Here is a 13,602-nt window from a genome sequence, read left to right as displayed (position 1 = left end):
ATTGGAACAATGGTTAAAACACCATTTATAAAATTCTTTAAAACTGTCTTCATCCTATCACCTTCAAAAATATCATTGTCTTTCATAATATAGGCGAATGCACATACAGGTCAAGCATCTAGTTCATACAGTACTTATGAAAAGAAACAAATTTCCTTGAGGAGTGAATGTTTATGTATCATGGTTACGGTTATGGAATTGATGGCTGCGGCGGTTTCCCAACCTATCCAGTAGGTGGATGCGGTTATCCAGTAGGAGGCGTTGGCTTCGGTTTTGGCGGGTTTGCGTTAATTGTTGTTTTATTTATCTTGTTAATTATCATTGGCGCAAGCTGGAATTTTTAATAAATAAAAAATGGCTGATCCGGACAGTGGGTCAGCCTTTCTTTTTTTTAGGGTGGAGCTATTTTGCAATATTTCTTGGCAGACCTAGTGAAATGAGATGATAGAATGAAAAAACACTTCATACAATGGAATATAACTACTTATTTTCATAAAGAAAGTGGTGTCCATTGTGGGAGAATCATTTCTAATCAAACCAATGTTAGATGAAATATACCCTGTCATTGATTATGGCAAAGGGGTTTATTTATTTGATATGAAAGGAAAAAAATATCTGGATGCCGCTTCGGGTGCTGTGACTGCTAATATTGGTCATGGAGTAACGGAAATTATGGAAGCGATGCTGGAGCAGGCCAAAAAAGTCTCTTTCGTTTATCGTTCACAATTTACAAGTGAAGCTGCAGAAAAACTTGCTGAAAAAATTGCAGAATTGATGCCTGGGGGGTTGAACTGGAGTTTTTTCGTGAACAGCGGTTCTGAAGCAACCGAGACGGCGATGAAAATGGCAATCCAATATTGGCAAGAACAAGGGGTCCAAACAAAGACGAAGATTCTTTCAAGATGGGTTAGTTATCATGGTATTACAATGGGAGCACTTTCGATGTCTGGCCATCCTGGAAGGAGGGCGCGGTTTGTTCCTCTTTTAGAAGATTTTCCTGCCATAAATCCACCATATTGCTACCGTTGTCCTTACAATCTGGAAGCCCCCTCCTGTCAATACTTGTGTGCCCATGAATTAGAAACAGCAATTAGGCGAGTAGGTGCTGAACAAATTGCTGCCTTCATTGCCGAACCGATTATCGGAGCAGCAGGAGGTGCAATAGCGCCTCCGAAGGATTATTTTAAACATATAAAAAGAATTTGTGATGACAATGACATTCTGTTTATTGCGGATGAGGTCATGACTGGTTTTGGCCGGACAGGACCCATGCTTGCCTGTGAGCATTGGGGAGTAGTACCTGATATTGTTGCATTGGGGAAAGGAATGGGGGCAGGCTTTGCCCCCATAGCTGCGGCAGTGGCAAGTGAAAAAGTCATGAAGCCGATTTTGGCTGGATCAAAGTCAGTCATGAGTGGGCATACTCTAAGTGCCAATCCGCAGTCATGTGCAGTGTCATTGGCAGTTCTTGAATACTTAGAAAATAACGAGATTATGAAGGAAGTAGATAATAAAAGTGTTTATTTAAAATACCAGCTTGAGAAGTTAAAAAACCAATTCCACTTTATTGGTGATATCCGTGGCAGGGGCTTGCTGCTTGGTATTGAATTTGTTGAAAACTCAAGTACAAAACAGCCATTTCCGAGAAAGTCCTCCGTTACACACAAAATAATTGAAATGGCAAAAGAAAAGGGACTCCTAGTATACCCAGCAGGTGCGGGTCTTGATGGGGTAAATGGAGACGCCATAATTATCTCCCCGCCTTTAACAATTACTAAAAGGGAGATTGAGGAATTGGTATTTCTTTTAAAATCCACCTTTACAGCTTTTTCAAATGAAATAAGTACAGGAATGGATGGTGAACATTAATTGGAAAATCCATTCGGGAAAATTACGACGATTGAAGCGGTTATGGATTTTTTTCACGATGGAATGACCTTGATGTTCGGCGGTTTTGGAGGGGTAGGTTCACCTCCAACATTGATTGAGAGCATTTTAAAGAAAGGCGTTCAAAATCTAACATTAATCGGCAATGATACGGGATTTCCCCACATTGGAATAGGTAAAATAGTCAGCCGTGGCAGGGCGAAGAAAGTCATCGCTTCCCATATTGGCTCCAATCCCGTCGCAGGCCAACTTATGCATGATGGTAGGTTAGAGGTCGAGTTCTCACCACAAGGAATCTTAGCAGAAAGAATTCGTGCAGGAGGGGCAGGTCTGCCGGCGATATTGTCTGACATAGGGATGGACAATGAAATAGTCTCCAATGATAAACCCCGATATATGCTAAACGGAAACGAATACTTAGTAGAAACTGCCTTAACGGCCGAGGTTTCGATTGTCTATGCCAAAAAGGCAGATGTCTATGGCAATTTAATTTATGACAAAAGCGCCCGCAATACAAACCCTCTTGTCGCAATGGCTGGGGAACTGACTATAGCAGAGGTAGAGGAAATTGTACCATTAGGCAGTCTTGACCCTGATCAAATCATTACACCAGGAGTATTCGTAGACTATGTCATTACTTCCCAAGGGGTGAATTGGAAATGGGCATGGGAATAGACATCAGAAACCAAATGGCAAAACGGGCTGCAGAGGAAATTCAGAATGGTATGGTGGTGAATCTCGGTATTGGGATTCCATCCCTTGTCCCCAACCACCTTTCACGAGAAGTCCAAGTAATGTTTCATGCTGAGAATGGGATTACAGGAATGGGACCATCTCCCGTAAAAGGAAAAGAAGATGAGAACTTGTGCAATGCCGGCGGATTTCCAGTTACCTTAATTAGCGGGGGTTCATACTGTGACAGTGCTGCTGCCTTTGGGATGATTCGCAGGGGCAGGGTTGATATTACCATTTTGGGATCACTGCAAGTGAGTCAATATGGTGATTTGGCCAACTGGATTGTTCCAGGAAAAAAAGTGCCAGGTATGGGAGGAGCAATGGAACTCGCTCAAAAGGCCAAAAAAGTAATTGTAGTGATGAACCATTGTGATAAACATGGGAGACCTAAAATTGTTAATACATGTACACTCCCATTAACATCCTCTCGCTGTGTTGACTTAATTATTACAGAATCGGCAGTCTTTAAGGTGTCCCATGAAGGACTGATTTTAACCGAAATATTTGCTCCGTACAGTCTTGATCGTGTGGTCAGTAAAACCGGATGTGCATTTAAAGTTAGTGAAAATATCCGTAACATCGAGTACTAATGGAGAAATTGGGCTTTAAGGGGTGAACTAAAGTGGAAAAATATGAACACGATGTTTTGCAATGGCTAAAGGAGAATCGGGCTCGAGCAGCGAGACTTTTACAACTGCTTGTCCGAGAAAATAGTACACGTGGAAATGAGAGCAGTACACAAGCAATTGTCATTGAGAAATGTCGACAGCTTGGTTTAACACTCGACATATGGGAAATTGGCGGTGATGAATTAAAAAGCCATCCGGCTTATTGCTGTGACCGGAAAAGCTTTGATGGAAACCCCAATTTGGTCGCAGTCTTAAAAGGAGCTGGCGGCGGCAAATCGATTATTTTAAACGGACATATTGATGTGGTGCCGGTCGGCGATGAGTCAAAATGGGATCAAGAACCATTTAGTGGAGTGATTGAATGCGGCAAGCTATTTGGAAGAGGGTCGACTGACATGAAAGGAGGGAATGTTGCTCTACTAATGGCAATGGAAGGGATTATCGCCACCGGTCTAAAGCTAAAAGGCGATATTATTTTTCAAAGTGTTATTGAAGAAGAAAGTGGTGGAGCAGGTACACTGGCCGCAGTTTTAAGAGGCTATCAAGCTGACGGAGCAATTATTCCTGAGCCGACCAATATGAAGATTTTTCCTAAACAACAGGGTTCCATGTGGTTTCGGATTATTGTAACAGGAAAAGCGGCACATGGAGGAACAAGGTATGAAGGTGTTAGTGCGATTGAAAAATCTCTCCAAGTGATTCAGAGTCTGCAACAATTAGAGAAAGATAGAAACGCAAGGGTTACCGATCCTCTTTTTAATAATATTCCTATCCCTATCCCGATTAATATCGGTAAAATTATGAGCGGAGAATGGCCTTCATCAGTCCCTGATACAGCCATTATAGAAGGAAGAATGGGAGTATCTCCTGATGAAAGTATTCAATCCGCACAGATGGAAATGGAAAAATGCTTGCAAAATCTGTGCAATCAAGATGAATGGCTGGAAAAGCACCCTCTTAAGCTGGAATGGTTTGGCGGCAGATGGCAGCCAGGCAGCCTCGAAACTAACCACCCATTAATCAATGAATTAACGAAAAGCTTTATTGAAGTAAAAGGTGAACCGCCCGTTATTGAAGCAAGTCCATGGGGGACAGACGGAGGGATCCTCTCAACTGTGGGTCATACGCCCGTAGTCATTTTTGGACCCGGTATAACGGAGGTAGCACATGATGCTAACGAACATATTATCCTTGAGGATCTGTTTACAGCAAGTAATATAATCGCCTTAACCATATTAAGATGGTGTGAAGTCGCGGAATCATCATGATTGGCACCTTCATTTTGCTGATAGATAAAATCATATAATGATAATGCCGAATGCAGACTAGCATATGGAGAATATTACTAGTATGAAAATTTAAGTCTGGCTAAATCTCGGCCAGACTTAAATTTCGTCTACGAGTGAAGAATTTATTCTCCGGATTCTTAGAAAAGCAGATGAGGAGTGACTTTATGAACCAAACTGCAGCCACTATTTACTTGAACGAAACGAACTATTTTTGTGAATTATATTTAGACCCCTTTAATAAACGAATCAGAGTTGACGATTACCGTGGAAATACAAAATTTTTATTAGAGAAAGTGGAAGAGCTTGTTAAGAAGTATCAAGCTGAGAAACTCATCATTAAAGCTCGTAGTGAAGACTTTAAAATGTTTATCGAAGCAGGACTTCAGCCTGAAGCGATGGTGGACCGCTATTTCCTAGGTTCAGACGCTTACTTCTTTTCGAAATTTTATACGTCCGATCGCAAAAGGAATGACCATTGGATTACTGAGGATGGAATGATTCAAAGTATCTTTAAGCTAACTCCTCCCATTGATAAAACGTTCCCGCCAAAAGAATATGAATTGAAAAAGGCAGATGCAAGCTGTGCTAAAGAGCTTTCCGTCTTATACAAACAAGTATTTCAAATTTACCCTACTCCATTGCAGGAACCTGATTATGTAAAAAAGACTATGAACGATGGGACAATCTATTATGTCTTTACCTATCAGGGGAAAATAGTGAGTGCCGCCTCTGCGGAGATAAACCTTTTTTACAAAAATGCCGAATTAACCGACTGTGCAACATTAACCGAGCACCGAAAATATGGACTTATGAAAATCATTCTTCAAGAACTCGAAAATGACTTAATTAAAAAGGGGATTTTTTGTGCTTATTCCATTGCTAGGGCTTTATCGTTTGGAATGAATGCCGCTTTATTTCAACTGGGGTATTCCTACAGGGGCAGGTTCATGAATAATTGCTACATCTATGACAAACTAGAGAATATGAATATGTGGGTAAAAAATCTGGCAGACTGCTAAAATTTCGGCAGATGTGCCAAATTTTCAGCACGCTTAATGCTATTGCAGGCAGGTGAACAAAATAGGACAATTAACGGCATTAACACAAGAGGTTTTGACTGCTATTCTTAGAAGCATCGATGAGGGAATTCATGTTGTTAATACTGAAGGAAAAACGATTTTTTACAATGAAGTAGCTGCCAAGCATGATGGGATGGATATAGATGAAGTGCTGGGAAAGCATTTAATTGACTCATTTCCCTCCTTGACAGAAGAGTCAAGCACCCTTTTAAAGGTCATAAAAACAGGAAAGCCCATTTATAATCAAGCTCAGGTGTATGTAAATATGCACGGAGTGAGGATTGACACCATTAATACCACGCTGCCTATTTATCTTGGAGAGGAATTTGTGGGAGCAGTCGAAATTGCCAAAGATTATTCTAGAATGAAGATTCTTGCTGAAAGGCTTTTAGACTTACAAAAAGGTTTTTCTAAAGGCAGCCTGAGCAAGCGTGCAAAGCAGGTAAAATATACACTAAATGATATAAAAACAATGAATTTGGAATTATTAAATACCAAGGAAGAGGCAAGGAAACTGGCAAGATCGGATTCACCCATTCTAGTCTACGGGGAGTCTGGAACTGGAAAGGAATTGTTTGTCCAGGGTATACACCATGAATCCCACCGTTCAGATGGTCCATTTGTTGCTCAAAATTGTGCGGCCATTCCGGAAACGCTGCTTGAAAGCATTCTTTTTGGGACAGTCAAAGGCAGTTATACAGGGGCTGTTGATCGTAAAGGGTTGTTTGAATTGGCCGACGGTGGGACCCTTTTTCTCGATGAACTTCATACGATGCCGATCGAGCTTCAGGCCAAACTTTTACGGATATTAGAGGACGGGATGATTCGCAGGGTGGGCAGCGCACACAATATTTCCGTTAATGTTCGTGTTATTGCTGCCATGAATGTACATCCACAAACGGCCCTAAAAGAGAATATGATTCGCCATGATCTTTATTTTCGGTTGAATGTGTTTACCTTTTCTCTCCCGCCATTAAGGGAAAGGAGAGAGGATATCTTGTATCTAACTGATATTTTTATACGAGCTTTTAATAAACAATTGAGTAAGGGAATTCAAAGTGTGGAAAAAAACCTAGAGATATTTTTAACTGGTTATCAATGGCCTGGAAATGTCCGCGAACTTAAACATACGATTGAATATATGATGAATGTTTGTGAAGGAAATCACCTTAAGGTTGTTGATTTACCTGTTATCTTGAGGCAATATCCTGCTGGAGCCAAAGGTAATATTCATCCTCCTGAAAATCTATCCTTAAGAAGGAATTTGGAGGAGGTGGAGAAAAGTTTAATTGTAAATGCCCTGGACCTTTCTAAAGGAAATATTAATCAAGCTGCCAAGCTGCTTGAAATCCCGAGGCAGACTCTTCAATATAAATTAAAAAAAATTCCTTATTAAACCGCCGAATTTTCGGCGTTTTTTTTTGAGCCGAATGTGATAATAAACAAGAAATCGGCTTTTAACCCGACTGTAGATTTGGCACAATTCTTGCATATTATTTAGTAAAGCAAGAATGGAGGAAATGATATGAAACACTTTTTATATAAACCAAGTAGACATTGGAAAAATATAGAGCTTTGGAAAGATGTTACCGAGGAACAGTGGAACGATTGGCTATGGCAATTGACCAATACGATTCGTACAGTCGATGATTTAAAAAAGGTAATCAACTTAACCCCGGATGAAGAAGAGGGGGTTAGAATTTCCACTAAAACCATTCCTTTAAATATAACACCCTATTACGCTTCATTGATGAATCCAGATGATCCCCGCTGTCCGATTCGTATGCAATCGGTACCGATCTCTAAAGAAATCTATAAAACTAAATATGACCTTGAAGATCCCTTACATGAGGATGAGGACTCCCCGGTACCGGGACTAACACATCGCTATCCTGATAGGGTGCTGTTTCTAGTTACTAATCAATGCTCCATGTACTGCCGTTATTGCACGAGAAGGCGTTTTTCGGGTCAGATTGGCATGGGTGTACCTAAAAAACAGCTTGATGCGGCTATTTCCTATATCAGACAAACACCAGAGGTTCGCGATGTTTTAATCTCCGGCGGGGATGGCCTGTTGATTAATGATAATATTTTAGAGTATATTTTGAAAAATCTGCGTGAAATTGACCACGTGGAAATTATTCGAATCGGCACAAGGGCACCAGTGGTCTTCCCGCAGCGGATTACTGAAAATCTCTGTAATATTTTAAAAAAATACCATCCAATCTGGCTGAACACACATTTTAATACCTCTATTGAAATTACGGAGGACTCAAAAAAAGCTTGTGAGATGTTGGCTGATGCCGGTGTACCTGTTGGAAACCAATCTGTTATTTTAGCAGGAATTAATGATAGCGTTCCAATCATGAAAAGGCTCATGCATGACCTCGTAAAAATCCGTGTCCGTCCTTACTATATCTATCAATGTGACCTTTCAGAAGGGATAGGGCATTTTCGTGCACCGGTTTCTAAGGGGCTAGAAATTATCGAGGGGCTGCGAGGCCATACGAGCGGATATGCTGTACCAACCTTTGTCGTCGACGCTCCAGGCGGAGGAGGGAAAATTGCGCTGCAGCCGAACTATTTAATTTCACAGAGTCCGGAAAAGGTCGTGCTGCGAAATTTTGAAGGAGTCATTACCTCCTATCCGGAACCTGAAAACTATGTTCCAGGCAGAGCTGAGGAATATTTTGAAAGTGTGTACCTTGACATGTCAGATAAAAAATCATTAGCGGGGATCGCAGGAATTATGAGTGATCAGCATTTCAATTTAGTACCTGAAGGATTATCAAGGCTCAATCGCCGTAAACAATACAATCAAGACCCTGCTCATGCTTCGTTAAAAGATAAGCGGAGTAAACGGGATGAATTAAAGGAAAAAAAGTTTAAAGCATTGACGGAAAAAGGAAAGGTAAATAACTTAGGTGAAAATACAAACCCAGCAATTAGACCAATTAAGGAGTAGGAGGTGTATGGAATGAAAATTCAATGCGAATGGTGCAATAATTCTATGGTTAAAGCCATATCAGACTCTGTTTATTGGGAATTACCTGACGGTTCACGAGCAATTGAAATCAAAGAAACACCTACCCAGCATTGCTGTGACTGTAATATGACCTATCAGAGTGAGAGCATTGTAAAAGAAATAGAAGATCAATTGTTTTTAATTGATTGTAAGCAAATTGGAAACGTGATTACCTACCAAGAATTAATGAAAAGACCTAGATTATTGAAGCGGAATTATTTTGATTTCTCTTCATAAGGACAAAAAGAGGATTAGCTTGACCTTAAGCTAATCCTCTTTTTTATTAATCTTTTTAGTTTGTAGAAATGCTCAGCGTGGCAGTTGGTTTTGACATTTCTGTAATAGTTGGATAACCATTTGTTGGTGCAGTATAGGTTTGAGTGTAACCGACCGTATTAATGGCAGTGAGCCTACCCAGTTGCAGGATAAATTGTTACAATTGAGGTAGCCGTTGCTCCAGTACCTCCTCCACCTTCTAGGGTATTCTCGATAAAGAACGACTGATTTCGTGGGGATTTTATCAAAAGAGAATCAGAATTTGTGGGATTTTGTTTTATTAAAATATTATATAAACAAAGCAAATATAGTGGAAACTTAGGTTAAAAGGGTCGTGCCCTATATGAAAAAATTGAAGTATACTTACTATTTTATAAAACTGGACGAATATATTAGTATCCGTTATAGTTAGGCTAAGAAAAAATGGAAGGAACGAACATAGGGAGAACAAAAAATATGAGAAAATCATTTTATCATTTTTTAATGAAATATAGACATCCAGCCCCGAAGGATGATATCAGTGCTTTTGCAAACAATGCGTTTTTGGATCATGGCTTTCCAAAAACATCCGAGGATTACCATCTAATAAGTTCATACTTGGAAATGCATGGGCAGTATCTAAAATCGATGTCTGTCTTCGATGAAGCATGGGAGCATTATCTCAATTCCGAAAGTTAAATAAAAAATAAAATCGCCCAAAAAACAGGCGATTTTTTTATTTCAAAATTGTCATGAGCGATATTTTTCACCCTGCATATACTATTGTAATTAAACTACACGACTAATCCATTTGAGGGGATGGGAGGATATGGCAAAGAGGAAGAAACCAAAGTATAAAATTGGTGATACCGTCGTGATCACCATCTATGGTACGGTTGGGAAAGTTACCGATATTAAATTATTGGACGGCAATTACGTTTATGAAGTCAATAAAAGTGAAGGACTCTATATAGAAGAAGCCCTTCAATTGCTTTCAGAATATGATGGCACCTTGGTAGAGCAGGAGCAGATTGACATTGAGTATAAATTCTTCTTCGGTGACTTAGTTCAAGTAAGTGGATATGGCGCTGATTTATTTAAGGTAGTCGGTTTTAGAACAGAAATTTGGCGTTACAAAGAAGATGCTTGGGAAGATGTTATTTATGAACTATCCCGGGTTAGTGATGGAGAATGGCTTGAAGCAGGTGAAGAGGAATTAACACTAGTTGCTGATGCCGAGAATGCTGATACCTTCATTCAAAAGCTAGGTCTCCTATACTTAGTCAATAAGCAAGAAAAAACTGAAAAAATTCCTAAGGTTCAAGGAATGGTTCGAAAGGCCGAATTTGAGGAAATAGAACGAAAAAAAGAAAAAAAGGAATTAATCGATAACTTATTGGACATATTTAATGATTACCGGCTTTTATATGAAATGTTTCAAGATCAAGAATACTATCAAGTGATGCGTGTAATTCTTAGAAAACTAGAAAGCTTGGTAAATAATGATGGCAAAAGCCATGTGTAACTACCATCTTGAAATCTCGAACAATAAATAAAGGACAAAGGGAATTCCGGCCCATTTTATGTAAGAAAACATGGTTTTAGTCAACTTCTCAAATAGTTGGAGGGTGTACCCATCCTCCTTGTTTACATCTTCTATAAATGCCTCTAACTTCGACTGATTATTTGACATTCTACCACCTCATCAACTTCTTTTTTTTCATCCTATGCTTGTCCATTCAAAAAAAGACTTAAATTCTTATAGACACTTTATTAATATGGTCAAGCTTTTCAAAAGTAACTAGCATGAAAAGGCCATGAATATCATACATTCACTAAAAAGGGAGGCGATGCTATGAGAGAAATCGAAGTTTTTATTGATACGGAGGAAATTGCGGAATTTTTCTTTCATGAGCTGGTGAAGCGGGGTTACGTTCCTAGCGAAGAAGAATTAGAAGAACTCGCAGATATAACCTTCGAATATCTGATCGATAAGAGCATTATTGATGAAGAAGTAGAGGATGACTAACAAACTATTATTAAAGTCTTCCTCGTTAATGATAGAAATGACAAAAGACGAGCATGATGCTCGCTTTTTGTTTGGATTTAACATGGACCGTAACTCCTATGAGTTTTGGATTATTTTTTTTGTTTTGACGAAACCTTTATTTGTTTGCCTCGTATATATGATTACAACCTAAGGAGGGTTTTATATGTTAAAGAAAATCCTTAAATCTCTTTTTAACAGTAAATTAAATCACCATCACAGATATTCATCCTCAAGTGATGCGTGGAAGAAGATGAATCAACATAAACACAGTCACTACGGACACCATCATTATAAGAAGAAACATAAAAGCGGCAGTTTTTTATCTAGTTTTTTTAGCAGCTAAAAAGGGGTTTAAATGTTAAAAAGATCTGTTTTGTTCTTTTCAAATTGGCTGGAAAGGCCATTAGCTACTGACGAATTAATTGCCGAGAAATTTAGGATGTTGAAACATCTTGGCATGGGGAGCTACGGACACAGTTATTTAGTTATGGATCTCTCAACACAGCAAAGGAAAGTATTAAAAGGATTAAGGGTTCATAAAAGAATAACAAAGTCAGGCAGGAACGGCTTTGAAGTGGAGAAAGAATTATTAAAGTCCATTCATCATCCTGGATTTCCTAAGTATTTCGAAGATGGTACATACAAGGAAATCCCTTTTTATACAATGGAGTATATGGAAGGTAAAAACTTTGAACAGCTCATTTTTTCTGAAGGCTGGAAAATATCAGAACAAGGTGCATTTAAAATTGCCGATGAATTACTAGCTCTAATTGAATATTTGCACAGCAGAAATATTATCCATCGGGATATTCGAATTCCGAATGTCATCTTTGATGGAGAGAAGATTAAGCTGATTGATTTGGGATTAGGGAGATATTTACGGCAGGAAACAGCTGATATATCAAGAAAAAACGGATTAGATTTACGAAAAGCGATTAATTTTCAGGCTGACTTTTATGGTCTGGGCCATTTCCTATTGTTTTTACTGTATTCCAACTTTTCCTTTGATCATCACATAAAGGAGAAAAGCTGGGAAGAAGAATTAAATATTTCAACCGGTGCAAAACACATTATTAGAAAACTTTTACAGATTGACCCTGCATATGATGATTGCTTACAGATTAGAAAAGATATAGAAAAGATAAGTACAGAGGAGGAGAATTAATGTCGTTTTTTAACAAAGTATTTGCCAGTGTGGGAATTGGATCTGCCGAGGTTGACACAAAGCTTGAAAAGGATACGTATATGCCGGGAGAAACCGTTAAAGGCATGGTTGCAATTAAAGGCGGAAAGATTGATCAGCAAATTGATGAGATTTATCTTGCGTTGAATACAACCTACTTAAGAGAGTCAGATGACCGGAAATACTCTGTTACAGCAACCATTGACCGGTTCCGGTTAACAACCCCATTCACCATTCGGGCCAATGAGAAAAGGGATATTCCTTTCTCCTTTCAACTGCCATATGACGCACCGCTTTCGATTGGTCGTTCAAAAGTATGGGTGACTACTGGGTTGGATATTAAGGGTGCAATCGACCCTAGTGATCAAGACTACTTAAAAGTGGTCCCTAATCCATTAATGTCTGCTGTATTTAATGCAATAGAACAGTTGGGATTTAGAATCCGTGAGGCAGATTGTGAGGAAGCCCCGCGCCGATTACGCGGGCGTTTACCGTTTGTCCAGGAATTTGAATTTGTTCCAACTTCTGGGATATTCCGCGGTAGATTAGATGAATTAGAAGTTGTATTTTTTCCAGCTGGTAATGGTACACTTGACATTATGTTTCAAGTTGATAGACGTGCCCGAGGATTATCAGGTTTGTTCTCTGAAACGTTGGGAACGGATGAGACGAATGTAAGATTAACGGTTACAAACGAGGATATTCCCACTATTCAACAAAAAATTCAAAACGTTATCCAAAGGTATTCATAGTGTAATTAGGACAATAGGGAAATGTAACCCTATTGTTTTTCTTTGCTAAAAATGAAAATTGACAAAAAAGTGGAGTTATTATGGAGGAATCGCCACTTGTTATCGCCAATTATTAGAATAGATACTTAAGTCAAATAATTGGAGGGATAAGATGATCAAAATGTTAACGAAAAAGGCATATAATCCATACGATGTGACAATCTTTCAAACTCCAAGGTACCGTGAACATCGAGGTTATAAAGAGGTGTATCGGACCACTATTCCTGCCAGCAGCCGCAAAGAGTGCTTACACGAAATGTTTAGCCGCTTTAATGTGACCGATAGAATTCCGGCAAATTATAAAGGGAGATTTATGTCGACTGGTGATATTATTTTAATTGATGAAGGCCGCGGCGGCCAATATTATTATCAATTAAAATCGGGTGGATGGGAACTAGTAAATCGAATCAATATTCGGTAATAATGCTTAAAACCTAAGGAGGGCCCTTAGGTTTATTTTTATTTGTTTAGGAAGTAAAACATTAATTTTTACGGTCTTCGGCACTATATTCCTTTTCGTGAGCTTCATGTTCTGCGACAATGGCTTCAGGTGAGATGTGATTATTCTTCTTTTTCCCACGAATACGTGCTCGGTGTTTTTTGCCCATCATTACCCCTCCTTTAACCTTAATTATAGGTTTCCACAATTTCAAAAAATCATGTCTTCGTTTTCAATAAA

At 39.1% G+C, this 13,602-nt stretch carries 19 protein-coding genes (1 of these 19 running past the window's edge); 16 read left to right on the top strand and 3 right to left on the bottom strand.

Annotation, left to right across the window (positions count from 1 at the left end):
- Positions 1 to 53 carry the 5' portion of a DUF502 domain-containing protein gene (locus tag V7266_RS15640; RefSeq protein ID WP_335468877.1) on the bottom strand. The gene continues 553 nt to the left of window position 1, outside the view, so only the first 53 of its 606 coding nucleotides appear in the window; its start codon is at positions 51 to 53; its stop codon lies off the left edge, out of view.
- A 114-nt stretch (positions 54 to 167) separates the two neighbouring features.
- Between V7266_RS15640 and V7266_RS15635 the strand changes: the two genes are divergently transcribed.
- From V7266_RS15635 to V7266_RS15585, 11 genes are all read left to right on the top strand, one after another.
- Entirely contained in the window at positions 168 to 344 is a 177-nt protein-coding gene (locus V7266_RS15635; protein WP_335468876.1) for a YjcZ family sporulation protein, read from the top strand.
- A 169-nt stretch (positions 345 to 513) separates the two neighbouring features.
- A complete protein-coding gene (locus tag V7266_RS15630; RefSeq protein ID WP_335468875.1) occupies positions 514 to 1,869 on the top strand; it encodes an aspartate aminotransferase family protein in 1,356 nt (451 codons plus the stop codon).
- Positions 1,870 to 1,911: 42 nt separating this feature from the next.
- On the top strand, positions 1,912 to 2,562 hold the full coding sequence (locus tag V7266_RS15625; RefSeq protein WP_420491418.1) for a CoA transferase subunit A: 651 nt from the start codon (positions 1,912 to 1,914) through the stop codon (positions 2,560 to 2,562).
- Positions 2,547 to 3,212, top strand: a complete 666-nt coding sequence (locus V7266_RS15620) for a 3-oxoacid CoA-transferase subunit B (protein WP_335468872.1) — start codon at positions 2,547 to 2,549, stop codon at positions 3,210 to 3,212. The genes V7266_RS15625 and V7266_RS15620 overlap by 16 nt, the downstream gene beginning before the upstream one ends.
- A gap of 32 nt (positions 3,213 to 3,244) precedes the next feature.
- A complete protein-coding gene (locus V7266_RS15615) occupies positions 3,245 to 4,519 on the top strand; it encodes a peptidase (protein ID WP_335468870.1) in 1,275 nt (424 codons plus the stop codon).
- Positions 4,520 to 4,704: 185 nt separating this feature from the next.
- Positions 4,705 to 5,559 carry a putative beta-lysine N-acetyltransferase gene (gene ablB / locus V7266_RS15610; RefSeq protein ID WP_335468869.1) on the top strand — a complete coding sequence of 285 codons (855 nt, stop codon included), beginning with the start codon at positions 4,705 to 4,707 and terminating at the stop codon, positions 5,557 to 5,559.
- Between the two features lie 61 nt (positions 5,560 to 5,620).
- Complete coding sequence (locus tag V7266_RS15605; RefSeq protein WP_335468895.1) at positions 5,621 to 7,015, top strand: sigma-54 interaction domain-containing protein; 1,395 nt, start codon at positions 5,621 to 5,623, stop codon at positions 7,013 to 7,015.
- A 129-nt stretch (positions 7,016 to 7,144) separates the two neighbouring features.
- Positions 7,145 to 8,584, top strand: coding sequence for a lysine 2,3-aminomutase (ablA, locus tag V7266_RS15600; RefSeq protein ID WP_335468868.1), 1,440 nt, complete (start codon positions 7,145 to 7,147; stop codon positions 8,582 to 8,584).
- A gap of 12 nt (positions 8,585 to 8,596) precedes the next feature.
- Positions 8,597 to 8,881, top strand: coding sequence for a YokU family protein (locus V7266_RS15595; protein ID WP_335468867.1), 285 nt, complete (start codon positions 8,597 to 8,599; stop codon positions 8,879 to 8,881).
- A 495-nt stretch (positions 8,882 to 9,376) separates the two neighbouring features.
- Entirely contained in the window at positions 9,377 to 9,598 is a 222-nt protein-coding gene (locus tag V7266_RS15590) for a YozE family protein (protein WP_335468866.1), read from the top strand.
- A gap of 130 nt (positions 9,599 to 9,728) precedes the next feature.
- Positions 9,729 to 10,424, top strand: a complete 696-nt coding sequence (locus V7266_RS15585; protein WP_335468865.1) for a hypothetical protein — start codon at positions 9,729 to 9,731, stop codon at positions 10,422 to 10,424.
- Here the strand turns inward: V7266_RS15585 and V7266_RS15580 are convergent, their stop codons facing one another.
- Positions 10,425 to 10,592, bottom strand: a complete 168-nt coding sequence (locus tag V7266_RS15580; protein WP_335468864.1) for a hypothetical protein — start codon at positions 10,590 to 10,592, stop codon at positions 10,425 to 10,427.
- A 162-nt stretch (positions 10,593 to 10,754) separates the two neighbouring features.
- Here V7266_RS15580 and V7266_RS15575 point away from each other — a divergent pair, with 162 nt between their 5' ends.
- The 5 genes from V7266_RS15575 (at position 10,755) to V7266_RS15555 (ending at position 13,344) form a co-directional block, all read left to right on the top strand.
- Positions 10,755 to 10,928 (top strand): YozD family protein, encoded by a 174-nt coding sequence (locus V7266_RS15575; protein WP_335468863.1) that lies wholly within the window; start codon positions 10,755 to 10,757, stop codon positions 10,926 to 10,928.
- A 184-nt stretch (positions 10,929 to 11,112) separates the two neighbouring features.
- Positions 11,113 to 11,292, top strand: coding sequence for a hypothetical protein (locus V7266_RS15570; protein WP_335468861.1), 180 nt, complete (start codon positions 11,113 to 11,115; stop codon positions 11,290 to 11,292).
- Between the two features lie 12 nt (positions 11,293 to 11,304).
- Entirely contained in the window at positions 11,305 to 12,114 is an 810-nt protein-coding gene (locus V7266_RS15565) for a serine/threonine protein kinase (RefSeq protein WP_335468860.1), read from the top strand.
- On the top strand, positions 12,114 to 12,884 hold the full coding sequence (locus tag V7266_RS15560) for a sporulation protein (protein WP_335468859.1): 771 nt from the start codon (positions 12,114 to 12,116) through the stop codon (positions 12,882 to 12,884). Before V7266_RS15565 ends, V7266_RS15560 begins: the two co-directional genes overlap by 1 nt.
- 151 nt (positions 12,885 to 13,035) lie before the next feature.
- Positions 13,036 to 13,344 (top strand): YodL domain-containing protein, encoded by a 309-nt coding sequence (locus tag V7266_RS15555; protein ID WP_335468858.1) that lies wholly within the window; start codon positions 13,036 to 13,038, stop codon positions 13,342 to 13,344.
- 61 nt (positions 13,345 to 13,405) lie between these two features.
- Here V7266_RS15555 and V7266_RS15550 read toward each other — a convergent pair whose 3' ends face one another.
- The gene (locus tag V7266_RS15550) at positions 13,406 to 13,531 is read right to left on the bottom strand and encodes a hypothetical protein (protein ID WP_335468857.1); all 126 of its coding nucleotides are present in this window, start codon (positions 13,529 to 13,531) and stop codon (positions 13,406 to 13,408) included.
- Positions 13,532 to 13,602: the final 71 nt, after the last annotated feature.

The organism is Neobacillus drentensis, assembly GCF_036965645.1.
GTDB lineage: Bacteria > Bacillota > Bacilli > Bacillales > Cytobacillaceae > Neobacillus > Neobacillus drentensis_D.
Note: the sequence above shows the minus strand (reverse complement) of the source record. Positions and strands in the feature narration are given on the sequence as shown.

Coding starts and splice junctions, on each gene's coding strand:
- V7266_RS15635 (WP_335468876.1), top strand. CDS start 168: ATGTTTATGTATCATGGTTACGGTTATGGAATTGATGGCTGCGGCGGT.
- V7266_RS15625 (WP_420491418.1), top strand. CDS start 1,912: ATGGATTTTTTTCACGATGGAATGACCTTGATGTTCGGCGGTTTTGGA.
- V7266_RS15620 (WP_335468872.1), top strand. CDS start 2,547: ATGGGCATGGGAATAGACATCAGAAACCAAATGGCAAAACGGGCTGCA.
- ablB (WP_335468869.1), top strand. CDS start 4,705: ATGAACCAAACTGCAGCCACTATTTACTTGAACGAAACGAACTATTTT.
- ablA (WP_335468868.1), top strand. CDS start 7,145: ATGAAACACTTTTTATATAAACCAAGTAGACATTGGAAAAATATAGAG.
- V7266_RS15595 (WP_335468867.1), top strand. CDS start 8,597: ATGAAAATTCAATGCGAATGGTGCAATAATTCTATGGTTAAAGCCATA.
- V7266_RS15590 (WP_335468866.1), top strand. CDS start 9,377: ATGAGAAAATCATTTTATCATTTTTTAATGAAATATAGACATCCAGCC.
- V7266_RS15585 (WP_335468865.1), top strand. CDS start 9,729: ATGGCAAAGAGGAAGAAACCAAAGTATAAAATTGGTGATACCGTCGTG.
- V7266_RS15580 (WP_335468864.1), bottom strand. CDS start 10,592: ATGTCAAATAATCAGTCGAAGTTAGAGGCATTTATAGAAGATGTAAAC.
- V7266_RS15575 (WP_335468863.1), top strand. CDS start 10,755: ATGAGAGAAATCGAAGTTTTTATTGATACGGAGGAAATTGCGGAATTT.
- V7266_RS15570 (WP_335468861.1), top strand. CDS start 11,113: ATGTTAAAGAAAATCCTTAAATCTCTTTTTAACAGTAAATTAAATCAC.
- V7266_RS15565 (WP_335468860.1), top strand. CDS start 11,305: ATGTTAAAAAGATCTGTTTTGTTCTTTTCAAATTGGCTGGAAAGGCCA.
- V7266_RS15560 (WP_335468859.1), top strand. CDS start 12,114: ATGTCGTTTTTTAACAAAGTATTTGCCAGTGTGGGAATTGGATCTGCC.
- V7266_RS15555 (WP_335468858.1), top strand. CDS start 13,036: ATGATCAAAATGTTAACGAAAAAGGCATATAATCCATACGATGTGACA.
- V7266_RS15550 (WP_335468857.1), bottom strand. CDS start 13,531: ATGGGCAAAAAACACCGAGCACGTATTCGTGGGAAAAAGAAGAATAAT.